Source organism: Paraburkholderia terricola (assembly GCF_900142195.1).
Lineage (GTDB): Bacteria > Pseudomonadota > Gammaproteobacteria > Burkholderiales > Burkholderiaceae > Paraburkholderia > Paraburkholderia terricola.
The window spans coordinates 163,399-183,883 of the sequence record NZ_FRAB01000003.1 but is presented as its reverse complement, the minus strand read 5'-3'; the positions used below and the strand labels follow the sequence as shown (position 1 = coordinate 183,883).

General features: G+C 64.2%; 17 protein-coding genes. 11 read left to right on the top strand and 6 right to left on the bottom strand.

Features of this window, described 5'->3' with window-relative positions:
- Window positions 1-327: 327 nt before the first annotated feature.
- The gene (locus BUE39_RS04165; protein WP_073427388.1) at window positions 328-1,734 is read left to right on the top strand and encodes an MFS transporter; all 1,407 of its coding nucleotides are present in this window, start codon (window positions 328-330) and stop codon (window positions 1,732-1,734) included.
- Window positions 1,735-1,806: 72 nt separating this feature from the next.
- Here the strand turns inward: BUE39_RS04165 and BUE39_RS04160 are convergent, their stop codons facing one another.
- The gene (locus BUE39_RS04160; protein WP_073427387.1) at window positions 1,807-2,886 is read right to left on the bottom strand and encodes a hypothetical protein; all 1,080 of its coding nucleotides are present in this window, start codon (window positions 2,884-2,886) and stop codon (window positions 1,807-1,809) included.
- 273 nt (window positions 2,887-3,159) lie between these two features.
- On the opposite strand from BUE39_RS04160, the gene BUE39_RS04155 reads away from it, so the two are divergent.
- The 3 genes from BUE39_RS04155 (at window position 3,160) to BUE39_RS04145 (ending at window position 6,023) form a co-directional block, all read left to right on the top strand.
- Window positions 3,160-4,065: a LysR family transcriptional regulator gene (locus BUE39_RS04155; RefSeq protein WP_073427386.1), complete on the top strand. Its 906-nt coding sequence runs from the start codon at window positions 3,160-3,162 to the stop codon at window positions 4,063-4,065.
- 128 nt (window positions 4,066-4,193) lie between these two features.
- The gene (locus BUE39_RS04150; protein WP_073427385.1) at window positions 4,194-4,850 is read left to right on the top strand and encodes an HAD family hydrolase; all 657 of its coding nucleotides are present in this window, start codon (window positions 4,194-4,196) and stop codon (window positions 4,848-4,850) included.
- Window positions 4,851-4,874: 24 nt separating this feature from the next.
- Window positions 4,875-6,023, top strand: coding sequence for a DSD1 family PLP-dependent enzyme (locus BUE39_RS04145; RefSeq protein WP_073427384.1), 1,149 nt, complete (start codon window positions 4,875-4,877; stop codon window positions 6,021-6,023).
- 31 nt (window positions 6,024-6,054) lie between these two features.
- On the opposite strand, the gene hpaR is transcribed toward BUE39_RS04145, so the two are convergent.
- Window positions 6,055-6,459, bottom strand: a complete 405-nt coding sequence (hpaR, locus tag BUE39_RS04140) for a homoprotocatechuate degradation operon regulator HpaR (protein WP_073427477.1) — start codon at window positions 6,457-6,459, stop codon at window positions 6,055-6,057.
- A gap of 180 nt (window positions 6,460-6,639) precedes the next feature.
- Here hpaR and BUE39_RS04135 point away from each other — a divergent pair, with 180 nt between their 5' ends.
- From BUE39_RS04135 to hpaI, 7 genes are read left to right on the top strand one after another with little or no spacing between them, the layout of a single operon-like run.
- Window positions 6,640-7,413 carry a fumarylacetoacetate hydrolase family protein gene (locus tag BUE39_RS04135; RefSeq protein ID WP_073427383.1) on the top strand — a complete coding sequence of 258 codons (774 nt, stop codon included), beginning with the start codon at window positions 6,640-6,642 and terminating at the stop codon, window positions 7,411-7,413.
- Window positions 7,410-8,168, top strand: coding sequence for a fumarylacetoacetate hydrolase family protein (locus BUE39_RS04130; protein ID WP_073427382.1), 759 nt, complete (start codon window positions 7,410-7,412; stop codon window positions 8,166-8,168). Before BUE39_RS04135 ends, BUE39_RS04130 begins: the two co-directional genes overlap by 4 nt.
- A gap of 25 nt (window positions 8,169-8,193) precedes the next feature.
- A complete protein-coding gene (gene hpaE / locus BUE39_RS04125; protein ID WP_073427381.1) occupies window positions 8,194-9,651 on the top strand; it encodes a 5-carboxymethyl-2-hydroxymuconate semialdehyde dehydrogenase in 1,458 nt (485 codons plus the stop codon).
- A 58-nt stretch (window positions 9,652-9,709) separates the two neighbouring features.
- A complete protein-coding gene (gene hpaD, locus BUE39_RS04120; protein WP_073427380.1) occupies window positions 9,710-10,573 on the top strand; it encodes a 3,4-dihydroxyphenylacetate 2,3-dioxygenase in 864 nt (287 codons plus the stop codon).
- Between the two features lie 17 nt (window positions 10,574-10,590).
- Window positions 10,591-10,989, top strand: coding sequence for a 5-carboxymethyl-2-hydroxymuconate Delta-isomerase (locus BUE39_RS04115; RefSeq protein WP_073427379.1), 399 nt, complete (start codon window positions 10,591-10,593; stop codon window positions 10,987-10,989).
- A gap of 41 nt (window positions 10,990-11,030) precedes the next feature.
- A complete protein-coding gene (gene hpaH, locus BUE39_RS04110; RefSeq protein WP_073427378.1) occupies window positions 11,031-11,834 on the top strand; it encodes a 2-oxo-hept-4-ene-1,7-dioate hydratase in 804 nt (267 codons plus the stop codon).
- Window positions 11,835-11,844: 10 nt separating this feature from the next.
- Entirely contained in the window at window positions 11,845-12,648 is an 804-nt protein-coding gene (gene hpaI / locus BUE39_RS04105; RefSeq protein WP_073427476.1) for a 4-hydroxy-2-oxoheptanedioate aldolase, read from the top strand.
- Between the two features lie 125 nt (window positions 12,649-12,773).
- On the opposite strand, the gene BUE39_RS04100 is transcribed toward hpaI, so the two are convergent.
- The 4 genes from BUE39_RS04100 to BUE39_RS04085 all read right to left on the bottom strand — a co-directional run bounded on the left by BUE39_RS04100 (window position 12,774) and on the right by BUE39_RS04085 (window position 20,453).
- A complete protein-coding gene (locus tag BUE39_RS04100) occupies window positions 12,774-13,961 on the bottom strand; it encodes a porin (RefSeq protein ID WP_073427377.1) in 1,188 nt (395 codons plus the stop codon).
- A gap of 59 nt (window positions 13,962-14,020) precedes the next feature.
- Complete coding sequence (locus BUE39_RS04095) at window positions 14,021-16,444, bottom strand: glycoside hydrolase family 31 protein (protein ID WP_073427376.1); 2,424 nt, start codon at window positions 16,442-16,444, stop codon at window positions 14,021-14,023.
- 19 nt (window positions 16,445-16,463) lie between these two features.
- Window positions 16,464-17,759 (bottom strand): MFS transporter, encoded by a 1,296-nt coding sequence (locus tag BUE39_RS04090; protein WP_073427375.1) that lies wholly within the window; start codon window positions 17,757-17,759, stop codon window positions 16,464-16,466.
- Between the two features lie 363 nt (window positions 17,760-18,122).
- Complete coding sequence (locus BUE39_RS04085) at window positions 18,123-20,453, bottom strand: bifunctional diguanylate cyclase/phosphodiesterase (protein ID WP_073427374.1); 2,331 nt, start codon at window positions 20,451-20,453, stop codon at window positions 18,123-18,125.
- Between the last annotated feature and the right edge of the window lie 32 nt (window positions 20,454-20,485).

Below are 20,485 nucleotides of genomic sequence, written 5' to 3'. Positions count from 1 at the left end.
TACCTCGTTCGGGATCGACGCGTCAGCACCGCGCCGTAAGCAGGAAGATCGGGCCGCGCCGCACGGCGCGGTATGCAAGGCCGCGCGCTCGCCGGCAGGCTCCGTCAAGACCCGCCAACTGTATCGACGGTGCCGGTCATATTCCCGATACAGCGCAATAAAACCGCGCCTCGCTGTATTGTTTTTCGCCTGACAACTGTATTGGTCGGTGAACCTGGCGCGGCCCGCCTACTCCCCGTAAGTCCTGGCTTGCAAAGTTTCGCTTTAAGGACGCCAATGAAGTCGCCTTGAAAGCTGCTCGAAAACAGTTCCGTTCAGGAGGCAATGATGGAAACGAACGCATCGGCAGACGGCCGCGAGCATCGCTCGCAGACCCGCAAAGCCACCGCCAGCGGCTGGATCGGCTCGGCGCTCGAATACTACGATTTCTTCATCTACGCGCAAGCGGCCGCTCTCATCTTTCCGCAGTTGTTCTTTCCGTCGGGCAATCCAAAGATCGCGATCGTCGCGTCGCTCGCCACCTATGGCGTCGGCTACGTCGCGCGGCCGATCGGCGCGTTCGTGCTCGGGCACTGGGGCGATACCCACGGCCGCAAGAACGTGCTGCTGCTTTGCATGTTCATGATGGGGTTTTCGACCATGGCGGTCGGCCTGCTGCCCACCTATCAGCAGGCCGGCCTGCTGGCGCCCGCGATGCTGGTGGTGCTTCGTCTGATCCAGGGCTTTGCCGTCGCGGGCGAAATCTCCGGCGCGAGTTCGATGATTCTCGAACACGCGCCGTTCGGACGACGCGGCTATTACGCCAGCTTCACGCTGCAGGGCGTGCAGGCCGGCCAGATTCTCGCCGCGGCCGTGTTCCTGCCGCTCGCCTATTACATGGAGGAAAGCTCGTTCAATTCGTGGGGCTGGCGCGTGCCGTTCCTGCTGAGCGCACTGGTGCTGGTTGCCGGCTACATCATTCGCCGCGAGGTGCAGGAAACGCCGGTCTTCAGGAAAGAAGACGCCACCGGCGCCGTGCCCAAGTCGCCGATCGCGGAGGCCTTCCGCTACAACCTGCCGGATATGCTGCGGGTGGTCGGCTGCTCGCTGATGAACGTGATTCCCGTGGTCGCCACCATTTTCGGCGCGGCGTATGCGGTGCAGGCGTCGTACGGCATCGGCTTTTCGAAGAGCGTGTATCTGTGGATTCCGGTGATCGGCAACATCGTCGCGGTGCTGGTGATTCCGTTCGTGGGCAATCTGTCGGACCGGATCGGCCGGCGCTTGCCGATCATCGTCGGGGCGCTCGGCGCCGGACTGCTCTCGTTCGCTTACCTGTACGCGATCAGCATTCGCAACGTGCCGCTGGCGATCGTGATATCGATCCTCATGTGGGGCGTCATTTACCAGGGTTATAACGCCACGTTTCCGAGCTTCTATCCCGAACTGTTCCCGAGCCGTTCACGCGTCTCCGCGATGGCGATCGGCCAGAACATCGGCACGACCATCACCGCGCTGCTGCCGGCGTTGTTCGCTTACGTCGCGCCGCCCGGATCGCACAACATTCCGCTGACCGTCGGCGCGATTACCTTCGGCATCACCATTCTCGCGGCGGCGACGGCATGGAGCGCGCGGGAAAATTATCGCGTCAGGCTGAGCGACCTGGGCGAACCCAACGCGGTGCCGATCGACAAGGAAAGCTATGAACTGCAGCGCGCCCAGACCATCGCCGAAGCGAAGAAAGCGGTTGCCTGACGGCAGCGGGCGGCGATGCATCGCGATGGCCGTCGATGCGTTCGCCGCCTTCGCAGTGTTCGCGGCAAGCAGCTAGCGCCATTGCTCGGTCAGTTCGTTGGCGAGCACCATCTTCTCGCGGATCAGTTCGGCAAAGGGCGTGTCCGCGCCGCCGTGCGTCTTGAGGAATTTCAGCGCGGCGGAGTGCACGGCGCGCATCGAGCGACCGTCGATGCCGGCCATGCGCGGCGCGCTGCGTTTGGTCTCCTCGACCAGATCGCGGGCGCTCGCGAAGTCCGGCGACAAGCCCGTGTGCGCATCGAATTCGGCGCGCAAAGCAGCCGCGTAGTCGCGCGACTGCCCAAGCCGGTCGACGTCGATCAGCAGATCGACACCCTCGGCCATGCGCAGCGCGCAGAGAATCCATAGCGCAATGAAAGCCCGATACGCGTTGTTGCCTTCGGCCGTGCGGGCATATTGCTCGCATGCCATCGCGTAGGCGTCCTCCGATGAGGGCGCGACCGGTGGCAAGCTCACGCCGCAAACCGCGATAGCCTGCCTGACCAACGGCTCCGACTGGTTCAAGCCCAGCACGCGAAACGGCGCGGCCACGAAGAACGGATTGCTCCACTGCTGGTTGAGCAGCCACCCCGAAGCGAACTGCGACGCGGGATTTCGCAACACGCTCACATGGAGCGCCTCGGGAAACGCGCGCTTGAGCCACGGCAAGCGGCCCGATGAACGGCAAAACTTCAAGACCGGCACCTTGCCCTGCTCGACGGAGCGCTCACACAGATTGCGCAAATAGCCTTGCAACGCGGGAAATTCCGCATCCGGCTCGCGGCCGAAACGATCGGTGCCGAAGCGCTTTCTGTATCCGGCGACACCGCGCGCGCCCTCTTGCAGATACGGGCGGTACTCGTCGAAGTATGGCGCGGCGAGCGGCGGATGCCCCGAGGTCAGCGTGGGACGAACAGCGGAAACATCGGCGAAGCTCAGGTCGGCGAGCACATTGCTCAACGGTTCGTAGAAGCCGGTCACCGTCTCGAGCGCGCGCAGACGCGACCAGATCCACGTGCCGGCGCTGCGCCAGCCGGTATGCAGAAATACGCCCTGTTTCAGGGCACTTTCGCTTGCGGTGTCATCCTGGCGTTGCGATGGATCATTCGACATACGGGTCACCTTTTTGCGCGACCGAGAGGCCGCGCAACGGTCGATTTGAAAACGGCATGGGACTTCTCTTCAAGTTAAAGCAACGACTGCCCGCCTCGATGCAGAAGCCCACACTCTAGCGGTTCAGGCTGTCGACTGCGTTACAAAAGCCATCACTTTACCTTGCACCGACGCACCGCATTCATCGACGCGAGCGAGGTGACATACGGTGGACTGGAACCGCGCACCCAAACGCTTTAAGCTCCCAGACTCACGAACTCAAACGCCGCTGACATGAACGATTCGGCTGATATCCGCTTCCTGCTGACGATCCGCGAAAGCGGCAGCCTGATCGCCGCGGCGAGAAAACTGGGGCTGTCGCCCTCGGCGGTGACCCAGCGCCTTCAGCAACTCGAAAAGAAGCTGGGCGCGCAACTCGTGAATCGCACGGCACGCCGCTTGCAGTTCACGGAAGAAGGCGCGCTGCTATGCGAGCGCGGCGCCGAACTCGTCCAGCAGTTCGATTCATTGTTCGAAGACGTGCAGACGCGCCGTGGCGGCCTGGTCGGCACGTTGAAAATCAATGGCCCGCTGGGCTTCGGACGGCGCCACCTCGCACCGGCCATTGCCGACTTCCAGCAGCAGAACCCGGATATCGACGTGGCGCTCACGCTGTCCGATCAGCCTTTGACGGACACCATGGATCGCTTCGACATCGTCGTGCATATCGGCGAGTTGCCGGCCTCCAACCGCGTCGGTTACGCGATTGCCCCGAATGCGCGATTCGTCTGCGCGGCGCCGGCGCTCGTCAAGCGCCTTGGCGCACCGGAATCGCCGGATGAATTGAGCAAGCTGCCCTGCATCGTGCTGCGCGAGAACAACGAGGACGTCTCGCTGTGGCAATTCAGCAAGGGCAGAACGCGCCGCAGCGTGCGCGTGTCCGCGCATTTGAGTTGCAACGACGGCGACGTGATCCGCCAGTGGGCGTGCGAAGGCCGCGGCGTGATTCTGCGCTCGGAATGGGATGTCGCCGACGACATCGCGCGGGGCCGGCTGGTGCGCTTGTTGCCCGGATGGAAGGCGCCGGACGCCAACGTCATGGCGCTCACGCATCAACGGGCGGGGCTGCCGGCGCGTACCCGTCACTTCATGCAGTATTTACAGGCCAGATTCAGACCGCTGCCGCCGTGGCGGCGATGATATTCATGGGGCACCTCGCATGCAAATTGCTCTATTCAGTTCGATTGAATCTATGAATCAGGCTGGCTGAACGCCGTATCGGCGGTGAAACCCTATAATCGAAGCACCGTCCACCGCCGGTCCAGATCATGACTTCCGCCGCCGTCCCCGCTGCCTATCCCAAGGCTGTCCTGTTCGACCTGCTGACCGCCCTGCTCGATTCATGGTCGTCATGGAATCGCGCCGCGGGTTCCGAGCAGGCGGGTCGCGCGTGGCGCGCGGCGTATTTGCGCCTGACCTATGGCTGCGGCCGCTACATTGCGTATGAACAATTGGTGCGCAACGCGGCCGAAAAAGTCGGCCTGCCGGAATCCGCCGCGTTCGCGCTCGAAGCGGACTGGCTGGAACTCGCGCCGTGGCCTCGCGCCCTGGAAACACTGCAGGCGCTCAAGCCGCATTGCAAACTGGCGGTCGTCACCAACTGCTCCGCGCGCCTCGGCAAGCAGGCGGCCGATCTCTTGCCGATCGGCTGGGACGCAATCGTTACCGCCGAAGAAGCCGGCGTGTACAAACCGAACCCCTTGCCGTACCGGCTCGCGCTCGAAAAACTCGGCGTGCAAGCCCACGAAGCCGCGTTCGTGGCCGGCTCCAGCTACGACATGTTCGGCACCGCCGCCATCGGCTTGCGGACGTATTGGCATAACCACGTCGGTCTGCCGCTCGTGACGGGCGCGCAGTCGCCGGAAATCGAGTCGCCGACGCTCGACTCGCTGGTGCCGTGGCTCAGTCGCTTCGGCGCGCTCTGAAACCCTTCCGTTCTCCGCGAAAGCATGAAACTCGACCATATCGATACCCCAGCCGCGCTAATCGACATCGCCCGCATGCAGAAGAACATTGCGCGGATGCAGGGGCGCATGAACGCCTTGGGCGTCGCGTTCCGTCCGCATGTGAAAACCACCAAATGTATCGACGTGGTGCGCGCGCAGATCGCCGCCGGCGCGCGCGGCATCACGGTCTCGACGCTGAAGGAAGCGGAGGCGTTCTTCGCCGCGGGCGTGGACGACATTCTCTACGCGGTCAGCATCGTCCCTGCAAAGTTGCCGCGAGCGTTGGCGCTGCGTCGCCAGGGCTGCGACCTCAAGCTGGTGGTGGACAACCCCACCGCCGCGGCGGCCGTCGCCGCATTCGGCGACCAGCACGGCGAAACCTTCGAGGTGTGGATCGAGGTGGACACCGACGGGCACCGCTCGGGCATCACGCCGGAACAGGACACGTTGCTCGAAGTCGGCCGGATTCTGCATGACAACGGCGTAACTGTTGGCGGCGTGATGACTCACGCGGGCTCCAGCTACGAACTGCATACGCCGCAGGCGCTCGCCGCGCTCGCGGAGCAGGAACGCGCCGGCTGCGTGCGCGCGGCGCAACGCTTGCGCGATGCGGGCATTCCGTGCCCGGCCGTCAGTGTCGGCTCGACGCCCACCGCGCTCGCGGTCGGGCAACTGGAAGGTGTCACCGAAGTGCGGGCGGGCGTGTACGTGTTCTTCGATCTGGTCATGCACAACGTGGGCGTGTGCGCGCTCGAAGACATCGCGCTCAGCGTGCTCGCCACCGTGATCGGCCACCAGGCGGATAAAGGCTGGGCGATTCTCGACGCGGGCTGGATGGCGATGAGCCGCGATCGCGGCACGTCGAGGCAATCGCACGATTTCGGCTACGGCCAGCCGTGTTTGCTGAATGGCACGCCGCTTGCCGGTTACGTGGTGAGCGGCGCCAATCAGGAGCATGGGATTCTTTCATTAACGTGGGCGACGGGTGACGAAGGCGGCCATGCCGACGACATCGCGCAACGCTTTCCCATCGGCATGAAACTGCGCATTCTGCCGAATCACGCCTGCGCCACCGGCGCGCAATTTCCCGAGTATCACGCCGTTTCGCCGGAAGGCAACAGCGTGGAATGGCGGCGCTTTCAGGGCTGGTGAGCGGCTTCGCCGCCAGGGAACACGCGCTTCCTTAATCCTCTGCCTCCAGGCCGGCCAGCAGATCGTCGACCGCGCGGTACACGCGCTCGACGACCTCCGGCCCGACCTTGCGCTCCAGCGCGCGATAGTGCGCTTCGAGATCCTTCGAAATCACGCGCACCAGGTCCACGCTCGTATCGGTGAGCGACACCAGCACGCGGCGCTGGTCTTCCGCGAAACGCTCCTTCGTGACCAGATCCATGCTCTCCATGCGCGCGAGCACGCCGGCCATGCTCGGGCTCGAAATCGTGCAGATATCGGAAATATGACGCGGCTCCATCGGGCCGTGTTCGTTGAGCGCGCGAATCACGCGCCATTGCTGCTCGGTGAGTCCGTGCGCGGTAATCAATGGACGGAACCGCTCCATCATTTTTTCCCGGGCGCGCAACAGCAGCATCGGCAGATTGCGGTGCAAAACTCGTTTGGAGGCGTGAGCGGACATATCGGAAGATAAGTAAAAGGCAACCGTCGAAGCGCAAGGGAAAACCCGCGATCAGCCGACAGACTATTGACCGTGGATGATATCAAGCGCAATACTACTAGCATGTTAGTAGTTTATCAAAGAGACAGCCGAGTCATGTTCGCACTTGCCGATCATCTGCTGCATCCCGAGGGCACCGCCTTGCCGCGCGACGTGGATGCGAACGCCGTGGCCGCGCTGCTCGCACGCGGCATTGCCTGCCGCGCGCCGGTGAACGGCGCTGTCTACGGAACCTTGCTGAACGACCGTGCCGCGCTGAACGCACTAGGCGACGCGCTGCACGCGCCGCCATATAAAGCGCCGCCGCAAGCGCCCGTTCTGTATCTGAAGCCGCGCAACACGCTCGCCGGGCATCGCGCGCGCGTCGTCGTGCCGGACGATGCACTCGGCGTGGAAGTCGGCGCTTCGCTGGGCATCGTGATCGGCCGCACTGCAACGAGGCTGAGCGTGGAGCGTGCGTTCGATTACATCGCGGGCTATACGCTGGTCGCCGATCTGAGTGTGCCGCATGCCAGCGTGTATCGTCCTTCGGTGCGATTCCGCGCACGCGACGGCTTTTGCGTGATCGGGCCGGCGTTGGTTGCCGCGCGTCATGTTCCCGCGCCCGACGATCTCGCGATCAAGGTTTCGCTCAATGGACGCGAGATCTTCGCGGCGAGCACGGCGTCGTCGGTGCGCAACGTGGCGCAATTGCTCGCGGACGTGACCGATTTCATGACCCTTGGCGCAGGCGATGTCATCACGCTGGGCGTGCCGTATGGATCGCCCGTCGCCCATATCGGCGACACGGCCACGCTGTCCATTGGTACATGGCCGCCCCTCGACGTGTCGTTTATCGACGCACGGGAACAAGCCGGAGAACAGCCATGATGCGCGGCCGCGTCGCATATGCCGGCGCGATTCACGAAGCCTCGCCCGACGCCAACGGCGTGCGCCTCGCCGACGGCCGCGTGCGTCGCGAGGATGAGCTCGTGTGGCTCGCGCCGATCGAAGTCGGCACGATCTTCGCGCTCGGCCTGAACTACGCCGAGCACGCGAAGGAATTGCAGTTCACGAAGCAGGAAGAGCCGCTGGTGTTCCTCAAGGGACCGGGCACGGTGATCGGTCACCGCGGCATCACGCGCCGCCCCGCCGATGTCGCCTTCATGCATTACGAGTGCGAACTCGCCGTCGTGATCGGCCGAACCGCGCAGCACGTCAAGCGCGAAAACGCCATGCGGCACGTGGCCGGCTACATGACCGCGAACGACTACGCGATCCGCGACTACCTGGAAAACTACTACCGCCCCAACCTTCGCGTGAAGAATCGTGACGGCGGCACGGTGCTGGGCCCCTGGTTCGTGGATGCGGCGGATGTCGAGGACGTCACGCAACTGGAATTGCGCACCTTCGTGAACGGCACATTGCAGCAGCGCGGCAATACGCGCGATCTCGTCACGGATATCCCGGCGCTGATCGAATACCTGAGCAGCTTCATGACGCTCGCGCCCGGCGACGTGATCCTGACCGGCACGCCGGAAGGCATCGTCAACGTGAATGCGGGCGATGAAGTGGTCTGCGAGATCGACGGACTGGGCCGTCTCGTCAATACGATTGCATCCGACGCGGACTTCGGCCGCGTTTGATCAAGGCTGAAAAAAGGACAAGGCAATGCGAATCGAACATCTGATCAACGGCAAATCGAGCGTTGCGCGTGACTACTTCGAGACCGTCGATCCGGCCACGCAAGAGGTGCTTGCCGAAGTCGCGCGCGCCGGCGCGGCAGAAGTGGACGCCGCGGTGCGCGCGGCCAAGGATGCGTTTCCCGCGTGGGCCGGCAAGCCCGCGGTTGAGCGCGCCAAGCTGGTGCGCAAGCTCGGCGAACTGATCGCGAAGAACGTGCCGGAGATCTCGGAGACTGAAACGAAGGACACCGGCCAGACCATCTCGCAGACCCGCAAGCAACTCGTGCCGCGCGCCGCCGACAACTTCAGCTACTTCGCCGAGATGTGCACGCGCGTCGACGGCCACACGTATCCCACCGATACGCATCTGAACTACACGCTGTTTCATCCGGTCGGCGTGTGCGCGCTGATTTCGCCGTGGAACGTGCCGTTCATGACGGCCACGTGGAAGGTCGCGCCCTGCCTCGCGTTCGGCAATACGGCCGTGTTGAAGATGAGCGAGCTGTCGCCGCTCACCGCGTCGATGCTCGGCAATCTCGCGCTCGAAGCGGGCATTCCGGCGGGCGTGCTGAATGTCGTGCACGGCTTCGGCAAGGAAACCGGCGAGCCGCTGGTGGCGCATCCCGATGTGCATGCGGTGTCGTTCACCGGATCCACCGCCACCGGCAACCGCATCGTGCAAAGCGCGGGCCTGAAGAAGTTTTCGATGGAACTCGGCGGCAAGTCGCCGTTCGTGATTTTCGACGACGCCGATTTTGAACGCGCGCTCGACGCCGCCGTGTTCATGATCTTCTCGAACAACGGCGAACGCTGCACGGCGGGCTCGCGCATTCTGGTGCAGCGCTCGATTTACGCACGCTTTGCCGCGCGTTTCATCGAACGCGCGAAGCGCCTGGCGGTGGGCGATCCGCTCGCCGACGGCACCATCATCGGACCGATGATCAGCCAGGGGCATCTGGCGAAAGTGCGCAGCTATATCGAACTGGGTCCCAAAGAAGGCGCGACGCTCGCCTGTGGCGGCCTCGATATGCCGGACTTGCCCGAAGCCATGCGCAAGGGCAACTTCGTTGCGCCAACTGTATTCGTCGACGTCGACAACCGCATGCGAATCGCGCAGGAAGAAATCTTCGGCCCGGTCGCCTGCCTGATTCCATTCGACGACGAAGCCGATGCGATCAGGCTCGCCAACGACATCGCCTACGGCCTGTCGAGCTACATCTGGACCGAGAACACGGGCCGCGCGCATCGCGTCGCCGCCGCCGTCGAAGCGGGCATGTGTTTCGTCAACAGTCAGAACGTGCGCGATCTGCGTCAGCCGTTCGGCGGCACGAAGGCATCGGGCGTGGGCCGCGAAGGCGGCACGTGGAGCTACGAAGTGTTCCTCGAACCGAAGAACGTATGCGTGTCGCTCGGCTCGCATCACATTCCGCGTTGGGGCGTCTGAACCGCTGTTCGACGCGCGAGCGCATCTCGCCTCGCGCCACACAAAGAAGGAGACCGCGATGGGCAAACTCGCGTTGGCAGCAAAAGTGACTCACGTCCCGTCGCTGTATCTTTCCGAACTCGACGGTCCGCACCGAGGTTGCCGCCAGGCCGCGATCGACGGTCATCATGAAATCGGCCGGCGTTGCCGCGAACTGGGTGTGGATACGATCGTCGTATTCGACGTGCACTGGCTGGTGAACAGCGAATACCACATCAATTGCGCACCGAAGTTCGAAGGCGTCTACACGAGCAATGAATTGCCGCACTTCATCAAGAACATGGCCTACGCGTATCCCGGCAATGTCGAACTCGGCAATCTGATCGCGGAAGTCGCCAACGAAATCGGCGTGAAAAGCCGCGCGCACAGCGAGACCACGCTCGATCTGGAGTACGGCACGCTGGTGCCGATGCGCTATATGAATGGCGACCAGCACTTCAAGGCAGTCTCGGTGGCGGGCTGGTGCATGTGGCACGACCTCGCGACTAGCGCGCGTTTCGGTCTCGCGGTGCGCAAGGCGATCGAGGAGCGTTACGACGGCACCGTGGCGATTCTGGCGAGCGGTTCGTTGAGCCACCATTTCGCCGACAACGGCACGGCCGAGCAGTTCATGCACAAGGTCTGGAGCCCGTTCCTCGAATTGATGGATCGCAAGGTGGTCGATCTCTGGGAAGCCGGCGACTGGAAGACCTTCTGCGAGATGCTGCCGCTCTACAACGAGAAATGCTGGGGCGAAGGCGGCATGCACGACACCGCGATGCTGCTCGGCGCACTCGGCTGGGACCGTTACGACGGCAAGGTGGAAGTCGTCACGCCGTATTTCGGCAGTTCGGGCACCGGCCAGATCAACGCGATCTTTCCGGTTACGCCCCTGCCCGTCTGAGTTTTGAGGAGTTCAACGTGCCGCATTTGACCTTGGAATACAGCGCCAATCTTGCCGGCGAGGAAAGCATCGGCGAATTATGCAAGACGCTGGCTCACTGCCTGGGCGCCCAGCGCGAGAATGAGCAGCATGTTTATCCGCTCGGCGGTATCCGCGTGCGCGCGTTGCGCTGCGCGCAGTACTGCATCGCCGACGGCCGGCCCGACGCCGCGTTCCTGCACGCGAACCTGAAGATCGCCGCGGGCCGCTCGCAAGCCGTTAAAAAATCGACCGGCGACGCGTTATTCGCGTTGATCAAACAGCACTTCGCCGCCGACTTCGAACAACGGGGCCTCGCGTTATCGCTCGAACTCAATGAATTCAGCGAAGCCGGCACGTGGAAGCACAACAATCTGCACGCGCGGCTCAAGCCATAGCGCCCAGCCCAGCCGATGCAGCGGCTCATGGAGACCTCAACATGCTAGACGAACAGACCATCCGCGAGCTTGCGGCGCAACTCGACAACGCCGAGAAAACCCGCACGCAACTGCGTCACTTCTCCGCCGCGTACCCGCACATGACCGTCGAGGACGGCTACGCGATTCAGCGCGAATGGGTCAAGCTCAAGCTGGCCGAGGGTCACGTAATCAAGGGCCGCAAGATCGGCCTCACGTCGCGCGCCATGCAGCGTTCGTCGCAGATCGACGAACCCGACTATGCGCCGCTGCTCGACAGCATGTTCATCGAAAGCGGCCAGGACATTCGCGCGGACCGCTTCATCGCGCCGCGCGTGGAAGTGGAACTCGCGTTCATCTTGAGCAAGCCGCTGAAGGGCCCCGGCGTCACGCTGTTCGACGTGCTCGACGCCACGGCTTACGTCAGCCCCGCCGTGGAGATCATCGACGCGCGCATCGAACAGTTCGACCGCGAAACGAAAGCGCCGCGCAAGGTCTACGACACGATCTCGGACTTCGCGGCCAATGCGGGCATCGTTCTGGGCGGCCGTCCAGTGCGGCCGCTCGACGTCGATCTGCGCTGGGTCGGCGCGCTGCTGTACAAGAACGGCGCGGTGGAGGAAAGCGGTCTCGCAGCCGCGGTGCTGAATCATCCCGCAACCGGCGTCGCCTGGCTCGCCAACAAGATCGCCCGATACGACGAAGCGCTGAACGCGAACGACGTGATCCTGAGCGGCTCGTTCACGAGCCCGATCCCCGCGCGAGCCGGCGACACGTTTCATGTCGACTACGGTCCATTGGGCGGCATCGGTTTGAATTTCATTTGAGTTGGCCGACATGTCACTTCCGCACAACACCTTCAAACGCGCGTTGATCGAAGGCAAGCCGCAGTTCGGTTTATGGGCCGCGCTCGCCGACGCCTACGTCACCGAGTTGCTCGCCACCGCGGGTTTCGACTGGCTGCTGATCGACAACGAGCATGCGCCGAACGACATACGCAGCACGCTCGCGCAATTGCAGGCGGTCGCCGCGTATGCGTCGCATCCGGTGGTGCGTCCGGTGCGCAGCGACAGCGCGTTGATCAAACAGTTGCTCGACATCGGCGCGCAGACCTTGCTGCTGCCGATGATCGATACCGCCGACCAGGCAATCGATGCCGTCGCGGCGACACGCTATCCGCCGCAAGGAATTCGCGGCGTAGGCAGTGCGTTGGCGCGCGCATCGCGTTGGAACCGGATACCGGATTATCTGCACACAGCGGCACGGGAATTGTGCGTGCTGGTGCAGGTGGAAACGCTGCAAGGCATGCAAAATCTGCCGGCAATCGCGGGCGTGGAAGGGGTCGACGGCGTGTTTTTCGGTCCTGCGGATTTGAGCGCGTCGATGGGCTTGCTTGGCAAGCCGGGCGACGCGCGCGTGCGCGAAGCGATTTGCAACGGCATCGAGACGGTACGCAGCGCCGGCAAGGCGGCGGGCGTATTGGCGCCCGATTCCGCGATTGCCGCTGAGTATCTCGCGGCGGGCGCCACGTTCGTGGCGGTCGGCACGGATACGGGCTTGCTGAGCCGCGCGGCGGCGGACCTGGCCGCGTCGTATAAGCAGACAGCGGAAGCGGCGATGCCGGCGAGAGGCGGGTATTGATCGAACCCGCAAACCGGAAACAGCGAACCGTACACCGCGCTAAACAGGCGGCGCACTCCGCGCCGCCCTTCGTGCATACCGTCGCCGTTCAGCGAAAGCCCCGCCTCCAGTAACGGCAAAAGCGGCTAGAACGCGTGCCGCAACCCCACCATGCCGACGAACTGCGACGGCCCGGACGAAGGCGTGGCGTTCTGCGAGTCGCCGACCACCGCCACCGCGTCGACAATGCTGGTTCCAGTGGAGCCCGCCGCGATCAACGACTTGCCGCGCGCCAGTTGATACGCCTGGATTGCATAAAGCGTGGTGCGGGTTGTCAGGTTGTAGGTCTGTTCGAGCGAAATCTGGTGATAGCGCGCCGGATCGCTCACGCCGTTCGCCTTGCTCGCGCGCGTATAGCTATACCCCGCGCCGACGGTCACCGCCGGCGAGAAGCGATACGTCGAAATCAAACCATACGTGTTGAACACCGCCTCGCTCGCGAACAGCGATCGGGAGCCCGGCGCATATTGCACGTTCGAGTAGTTCACGCCGACCATCAGGTCGTCGTGCGTATAGCGGGCCGCGGCCGCGAGGAGTTGCGCGCTGTGCGCAGTCGCGTAGCCGCTGTTGACCGGCGAATTGATCGCGAAGCTGCCCAACGATTGGCTCGTCGCGATGTCGCGCAGCTTGAGGTAGCCCACGGCGACGGCGAACGGCTTGTAGTCGTAGCGGAACGCCGCGCTGAAATTGCTGCCGCTCGCAACGCTGCCGGGCACGCCGCCCAGCCCGTATTGCGCGCTGAATGCGAGGCCCGCAATAGTGGGCGACGTGTAGGTGACCGAGTTGTTGAAGCGCAGCGTGGTATCGAGCGCATCGAGGTCGCCCGGGTGCGCGCCGGTCGCGCCGGTCAGCACGCCCGTCGGTCCGAGCGCGCCGACCATCTGGAAGTACGGCGTGTACTGGCGGCCGAGCGTCAGCGTGCCGTACCGGTCGTTGCTCAGGCCGGCGTAGGCCTGCCGGTTGAAGATGAGGCCCGCGCTGCTTTGCGCGCCAGTGAGCGAATTGAAGCCGCTTTCCAGCCGGAAAATCGCCTTGGTGCCGCCGCCGATGTCTTCCGCGCCGAGCAGGCCGAACTTGCTCGCCTGCAGATTGCCCTGGCTCATATAAAAGTTCGAATGGCCACGCTGGTTGCTCACGTAGGCGAACGCGTTATCGACAACGCCGTACAACGTCACGCTGCTTTGCGCCGCCGCCTGGGTCGATAGCGCCATGCTCGCGAACGGTACGCATGACAGGGTGAAAACACGGGCGCCGATGCGCTTCATCTGGTTCATTGCTGGTGAGTCTCCGTATGTATGTGTGTGTTCAAGCAAGGCCGTTGATGCCTGCGCTCTCAACCGTGCAGTCGCACCGTCAGATGACGCCAACCGCCTGCCGTCTCGTCGGCGACGAGTGCGCCACTCGTGCAGGTAGCCGCGCGCGTCTCGCTTGCGGGCACCAGCACCTGGACCTCCGTTTGCGCGCGCGGCATGTGGCCTTCGCGCGCTATCGAGACGCGCAGCGCGTCGGTGTCGCTGTCGATCGTGACGCGCCAACGCCCTTGCTCGCCGTTGCGCCACGCCTCGCTCTCGCCGTCGTCTTCCACGCAAGCGCCGCATGCCGTTCCGACGCTCGCGAACGGCAAGGCAATGAACGCACGCGTATCGGCAGGGCGCCCGAAGTGCTGTTCCGCGACGTTCAGCGGAATCACGCCGCCCTCGCGCAGGAGCATCACCGGCTGCTCGAACGGCGCGGGCAAGCTGACCGACTGGCCGCCTTCGAACACCTCGCCGCTCCAGTACGACGCCCAGCGCGCGCCGGCCGGCAGATACACGTCGCGCGTACTCTGCCCCGCTTCCACCACGGGCGCGACGAGCAGCGAAGCGCCGAGCATCATGTCGTCGCCGTCGACGTAGCAGCGCGGATCGTGCGGAAACTCCGCGAACATCGGACGCAGCACCGGCTCGTATGCAGCATGCGATTGCCACAGCAGTTCGTACAGGTAGGGAATCAGCCGGTAGCGCAGCTTGATTAGCGCGGCGATTCGCGGCGTGAGTTCGGCATGCATCCACGGTTCGTTGACGGTGCCGTCGTCGTTCCACGAATGAATGCTGAAACGCGGCAGGAAGATGCCGAACGCGACCCAGCGTGCGAACAGTTCCGGCTCCGGCGCGGGGCCGGAAAAACCGCCGATGTCGTGCCCGCTGTTCGACACGCCCGACATCGCGAGACCGAGGCCCATCTTCAGGTTGTAGCGCAGCGTTTCCCACGACGTGTAGTTGTCGCCCGACCACGTCTGCACATAGCGATGCATGCCGACGCCGCCCGCGCGCGAAACGAGAAAGGGCCGGCGCCCGGGCGCATATTCGCGTTGGGCGTCGCGTGACGCGCGCATCATCAGTTGCGTTTGCAAAACCTTTGCCTGCCACGCCGGAAACGGTTCGCCGAAACCCTGCGCAATCGCGTCAGGCGTCCAGATTTCGAATTCGTTGTTGTCGTTCCACGTGGCGGCCACGCCGTAACGCAACAGGCTGTCCGTCACGCGCGCCTTCCACCAGTCGAGCGTGGCCGGATTCGTGAAGTCCAGATAGGCGCCGACTTCGTCCCAGAACTGCACCCACGCCGGCTCGCCGTCGCGCGACTCGATCAGCAGACCGGCGCGCGCCGCCTCCTCGAACGCGGGATGATCTCGCAGCAAGCAAGGCTTGATGTTCGCGCACAGGCGCACGCCTTCGTCGAGATAGCTTCGGACGAAGCCGTCGATGTCGGGAAACTTCTCGCGGTTCCAGTTGAACACATAACGCTTCGCGCCAATCGACGTATAGCCCGACGACAGATGAAACGAATCGCACAGCACGTCGTGCGCCTTGCATTGGTCGATGAATTCGGCCATGCGGTGCTGCGCATCGGGCGCGTCGGTGTAGCTCATCGTCGAACCGGAATAGCCGAGGCCCCATTTGGGCATCCATGCCGGGCGGCCGGTGAGCCACGTGAAGCGGCGCACCGCATGCAACGGCGTGCCCGCCGACGCGATGAAGTAGTAATCCAGATCGCCGTGTTCCGCGACGAAATGCCGGTAGTGCCCGTGATAGTTATCGAGCTCGCGGCCCATGTCGAAACGGCAATCGGCCAGCGTGTCGTAGAACAGGCCGAAGCCGGTCGCCGTTTCCGGCTGCCACGTCACGTAAAAGGGAATGTGCTTGTACAGGGGGTCGGTGCCGCGCGCGCTATAGCCCATCGCGTCGATGTTGCGCATCTCGTAGCGCTGCCCCGCGCGATCGAGCGAGCCGGCCCGTTCGCCGAGGCCCACGTACATCTCGCCGCGCTGCCGTTCGACGTAGTGATACACGCGCGAATCCCACCAGCCGAAGTTGTACGCCTGGGTCTTGCGATCGCTCATGACGTGGCGCCATGCGCCGTCTTGCCCGCCGTCCCGGATCGCCCACGAGCAGAAGCCGCCGTCGCGCGCCACCGTCAAGCGGATGCAAGCGGTCTCGATCACGACACTGCGCCCGTCGTCGGACACGCTGTGCGGCGTGGCGGCGAAGCCGCTCAGGTCGCGCCGCTCGCGCCCTTCGAGCGGCACGTCCTCCATGCCGGGCGCGATCGCCCACGAGCGCGGGCCATGCAGTTCGCCATCGGGCAAGACGAGCACGCGGACGATGTCGTCGGCGAGCACGAACAGCTCGATCCGGCAGTTGTGCGCCGCCGTCAGAACGATCGTGTTGCCGGTGCGAGCGGATAGCGAGAAATGCGGACGATTTTTCAACGAAGCCATGATGTGTCTTTATCCAAGGTCAGGCGGACGCGCTCGCGCTTTGATCGGTGGGATGCGGCTGCGCGTCGCGCGACACGCCGCGCATCAGGACGATGAGCAAGGTCGCGCCGATCAGGTCGAACGCGCCGAGGGCGGCGAACAGCGGCGTATAGCCGATCGAGCCGGCAAGCTGGCCGACCAGCAGCGAAAAGCCGAGGCCGCCGATCCACGCCGCCATGCCGGCGAAGCCGCTCGCCGTGCCGACCTCGCCGGGTTCGAACACGTCGGCGGCGAGCGTGTTGACGAGCGCCGAGATCATCTGGTGCGCGAAGCCGCCGACGCAGAAGAGCGCGATCGCCTCATACGGCGACGCCACGAGTCCGATGCAGGCCGGCCCGAGCATCATGAACGCGCCGAGCACCACGCCGGCGATGCGCGAGGCGATCATCGGCATGCGGAACCGTTTCATCAGGAACGGTGAGAGATAACCGCCGAACAGGCCGCCCAGGTCGGCGGCGAGAAACGGCAGCCACGCGAACATGGCGATGTGCTTCAGATCCATGTGGCGTTCGGTGGCGAGATAGAGCGGAATCCAGAAACTGAAGGTCTGCCATGCCGGCTCGGCGAAGAAACGCGCCTGCGCGATGGCCCAGAAACGCCGCGTGCCGAGCACCTTGCGCACGCGATGCCCGCCCTCGCCCGACAACGCAACCGGCGACTGGCCGTCGAGAATCTTGTCGCGTTCTTTCGGCGAAATACGCGGATGATCGGCCGGCGAGCGATACAGCGCGAACCAGACCGCCGCCCACACGAAACCCAACGCACCCGTCACGGCGAAAGCGCTCTGCCAGCCGTAGCGCAACGAGAGGAACACGACGAGCGGCGGTGCGAACAACGAACCCAGCGACGTGCCCGCATTGAAGTAGCCGACCGCCACCGAGCGCTCGCGATTCGGAAACCACTCGGCCACCACTTTCATGCCCGCGGGAATGGCGACCGCTTCCGACAGCCCCATCAGGCCGCGCAGCGCCGCCAGCGACACCCAGCCGGTCGCGAAGCCATGCAGACAGCCGACCAGCGACCACAGACACGCGAACAGCGCGAAGCCGAGCCGCAGACCGATCAGGTCGATGATCAAACCGCACACCGGCTGCATGATCGTGTAGCCGACCTGGAATGCGCCGACGACATACGAGTACTGTTTGGTGTCCATGTGCAGCAGCGTCATCAACTGCGGCGCCATCACGCCGAGCGCGTTGCGCGACAGGTAGTTGACGATCGTGCCGAGGCAAACCAGCGCGATGATCCACCAGCGTAGACCGACGATTTTTCGCAAGATGCTCCTCCATTTGTCTCGGTGCCAAGCAGCGCGCAGCGCGCCGGCAGTGATGTCCTTGTTCGCAAACGAACAATTTTTGTCCTTTTATGGTCGGACATCATATCAATTTGTTCGATCGTTGATACTCGGGTAAACCATGTTTTTCGAACGAAATATGCGGTTTTCAGCGCGTAATACCATATGAGAGCGAGCATTCTGCCTATGTCATCTGACGACTTACGTTAATGTCATCCGCACGCGCATGTTCATTCGAACAAAGGCGTGATCATTGACGAGCGTGGTGGAGGGGAACAACAGAAAAACGGGAGGAAGTCGGGACGCGGCGCTTGAAGCAGCCGGTAGAACGAAGCAGCGGACGGCTCAGTCGCCGGCGGGCCAGGGCAAGCCGAGCGCCGACCAATCCAGTTCCACTCCAATGACGGAGCGCCCGGCGGCGAACTGCACCGCCAGCGTCACCGCGATACACGGCCTGCCGCTCGCGAGGGAAAGATACGGGTTGCTCGCCACGGCAACGCCAGGCAACAGAACCGCATTCCGAAAGTAAGGCCGATGATCCCACCGGGCATCGCGAGGATTGGCCACCGGATGCAGCGAGGCGACCTCGCTACGCCACGCCGGCCCCGGCAGTTCGCGCCCGATCTGCCGGCCGGCATCGTCGAGAATGAAACAGCTCACGCAACGCTCGAACGTGGCGAGCGACGCAAACGCCTCCTCCATCGCGACGCCGCGCAGCAACGCGTCGGCGGCGAGGCGCAACGCGGACCGGTAAGGCTCGACCTCCGACTCGAACAACGCATGCTGATGCGCCCGCCCCTGCGCGATCACGTTGAACGCGTCATCGATGCGCCGGCGCACCGACTCCGGCGGCGCGATCTCCGCGGCCGGCCGGCCGAGCAGGTAGCCTTGCGCGAAATCGACGTTCGACTCCACCGCGAGAATCAGTTCCTCCGTGGTCTCCACGCCCTCGACCACCACCAGCATCCCGGCATGATGCAGCAGCGACACGAGCTTCGGCAGGATCGGCTGCTCGATGCCGTGTCCCGTCGCGCGAATCAGTTCGCCGTCGAGCTTGACGAGGTCCGGCCGGATACGGAACAGACGGTCGAGATTCGATTGACCCGCGCCGAAATCGTCGACGGCGATCAGGAAGCCGTGCGCGCGATACAAGGCCGCCGCCCGCGACATATCGTCGACGCTGCCGCCGTGCGACTCGAGAATCTCGAGAATCACCCGTTCCGGTTCCAGGCCGACCGCGCACACCATTGCCGCGAGCTTGTCGGCATAGCCATCCGCGACGAACGTGGCCGGCAGGATGTTGAGGAAGAGCCACGCCTCGGCGGGCAATCGGGTGCGCGCGTGGGCGAGATGCACCGCGTGGCTCGCGCGGTCGAGCGCGCCTTCGTCGCTGGACGGTCTCGGTGCGAACAGCACCATCGGCGGGACGAGCGTGCCGTCGTCCTGCTCGCCGCGCAGCAACGCCTCGAAGCCCACCTGCTTCTGATGCGACAAGCTATAGAGCGGCTGAAAATGCGAGGCGAGATAGTAATCCTCCCACCGGTAGCGCGCCGCCGCGCCGCCTTGCGCGGATGCCTCGCCGGCAAGCAGTTGCAACGGCTCGAACGGCGGCGCGCGTTCGGCGCACACGCGGTTTCTGCCGGAGTGCTTGGCGCGCAGCAAGGCTTCGTCGGCGCGATCGAGCAGCGCCATGATGGTCTCGCCGCTGCGATGCTCGGCCACGCCGAAGCTCGCGGTCAGATAGCCGTCCGGCCGCTCGATCGCGGCAATCGCGCCGCGCAGCCGCTCGGCCGTCTGGAGCGCGCCCGTGAGACCGTCCTGCAGCAGCACCGCGAACTCCTCGCCGCCGACCCGGCTCACGCTGTCTTCGGCGGCGGTTTCCTCCATCAGCGCCTGGGCGACCTGGTACAGCACCTGGTCGCCGGCAGCATGGCCGAAACGGTCATTCAGCGATTTGAAGTTGTCGATGTCCAGAAAGATCGCGCTAACCCGCGCGCCCGGCTGCGAATTGTCGAGGCGACGCTCGGCCTGCTTGACGAACGAGCGGCGGTTTTGCAAGCCGGTGAGCGGATCGGTCGCGGCGAGCTGCGCGAGCTGGCTCTCGAGCAAGAAGTGATTGCGCCGGAACCGGTAAAAGCCGAAGTGATACACGGCCGACGTCGGCATGCCGATCGCCGCGATCCACATCCACGCGACCACGTCGAGGTCGTGCGTGCGCGGCTCGCCGGACAGCAAGGCGAACGCGGCGGCATAGAACAGCGCGCTGCCGACGAAGTAATGCGTTGGCGTGAGCCACAAAGGCGCGGCGCAGATGGGTATGACCACCATCGCGGGCAGCGCCCATAACAGCGGCTGCTGGACCCCGACGATATTAAGCGCAATGCCCGCCGTCAGCACCAGTGAATACGCGACGCCGATCGCGCCGAACAACCACGTCGACTTTGCGCGCGGGATCGCCAGCACCAGCAGCGCGAGCACCGGCGCGCACGTCAGCCGGTAGGCCAGCGGCACGGCCGGACCGTCGACGAGGTCGCGCGCCGCCACGAAGCAAAGGAACGCGACAACCGTGAAGGCCATCGTCACGGTCGAGAGCGGACGCTGGTGCTCCAGCGATCGCCGGTGAAAGCGTTCGCGCAAGCCTGAATCGGGCGGTTTCTGCGTTGAGGTAAAAGGCATATTGATGAATATCAGGCGGGTCCAGGTCACTC

What these genes read in the sequence shown, in the direction of transcription:
- BUE39_RS04165 (WP_073427388.1), top strand. Translation starts at nt 328, where the DNA reads ATGGAAACGAACGCATCGGCAGACGGCCGCGAGCATCGCTCGCAGACC.
- BUE39_RS04160 (WP_073427387.1), bottom strand. Translation starts at nt 2,886, where the DNA reads ATGTCGAATGATCCATCGCAACGCCAGGATGACACCGCAAGCGAAAGT.
- BUE39_RS04155 (WP_073427386.1), top strand. Translation starts at nt 3,160, where the DNA reads ATGAACGATTCGGCTGATATCCGCTTCCTGCTGACGATCCGCGAAAGC.
- BUE39_RS04150 (WP_073427385.1), top strand. Translation starts at nt 4,194, where the DNA reads ATGACTTCCGCCGCCGTCCCCGCTGCCTATCCCAAGGCTGTCCTGTTC.
- BUE39_RS04145 (WP_073427384.1), top strand. Translation starts at nt 4,875, where the DNA reads ATGAAACTCGACCATATCGATACCCCAGCCGCGCTAATCGACATCGCC.
- hpaR (WP_073427477.1), bottom strand. Translation starts at nt 6,459, where the DNA reads ATGCTGCTGTTGCGCGCCCGGGAAAAAATGATGGAGCGGTTCCGTCCA.
- BUE39_RS04135 (WP_073427383.1), top strand. Translation starts at nt 6,640, where the DNA reads ATGTTCGCACTTGCCGATCATCTGCTGCATCCCGAGGGCACCGCCTTG.
- BUE39_RS04130 (WP_073427382.1), top strand. Translation starts at nt 7,410, where the DNA reads ATGATGCGCGGCCGCGTCGCATATGCCGGCGCGATTCACGAAGCCTCG.
- hpaE (WP_073427381.1), top strand. Translation starts at nt 8,194, where the DNA reads ATGCGAATCGAACATCTGATCAACGGCAAATCGAGCGTTGCGCGTGAC.
- hpaD (WP_073427380.1), top strand. Translation starts at nt 9,710, where the DNA reads ATGGGCAAACTCGCGTTGGCAGCAAAAGTGACTCACGTCCCGTCGCTG.
- hpaH (WP_073427378.1), top strand. Translation starts at nt 11,031, where the DNA reads ATGCTAGACGAACAGACCATCCGCGAGCTTGCGGCGCAACTCGACAAC.
- hpaI (WP_073427476.1), top strand. Translation starts at nt 11,845, where the DNA reads ATGTCACTTCCGCACAACACCTTCAAACGCGCGTTGATCGAAGGCAAG.
- BUE39_RS04100 (WP_073427377.1), bottom strand. Translation starts at nt 13,961, where the DNA reads ATGAACCAGATGAAGCGCATCGGCGCCCGTGTTTTCACCCTGTCATGC.
- BUE39_RS04095 (WP_073427376.1), bottom strand. Translation starts at nt 16,444, where the DNA reads ATGGCTTCGTTGAAAAATCGTCCGCATTTCTCGCTATCCGCTCGCACC.
- BUE39_RS04085 (WP_073427374.1), bottom strand. Translation starts at nt 20,453, where the DNA reads ATGCCTTTTACCTCAACGCAGAAACCGCCCGATTCAGGCTTGCGCGAA.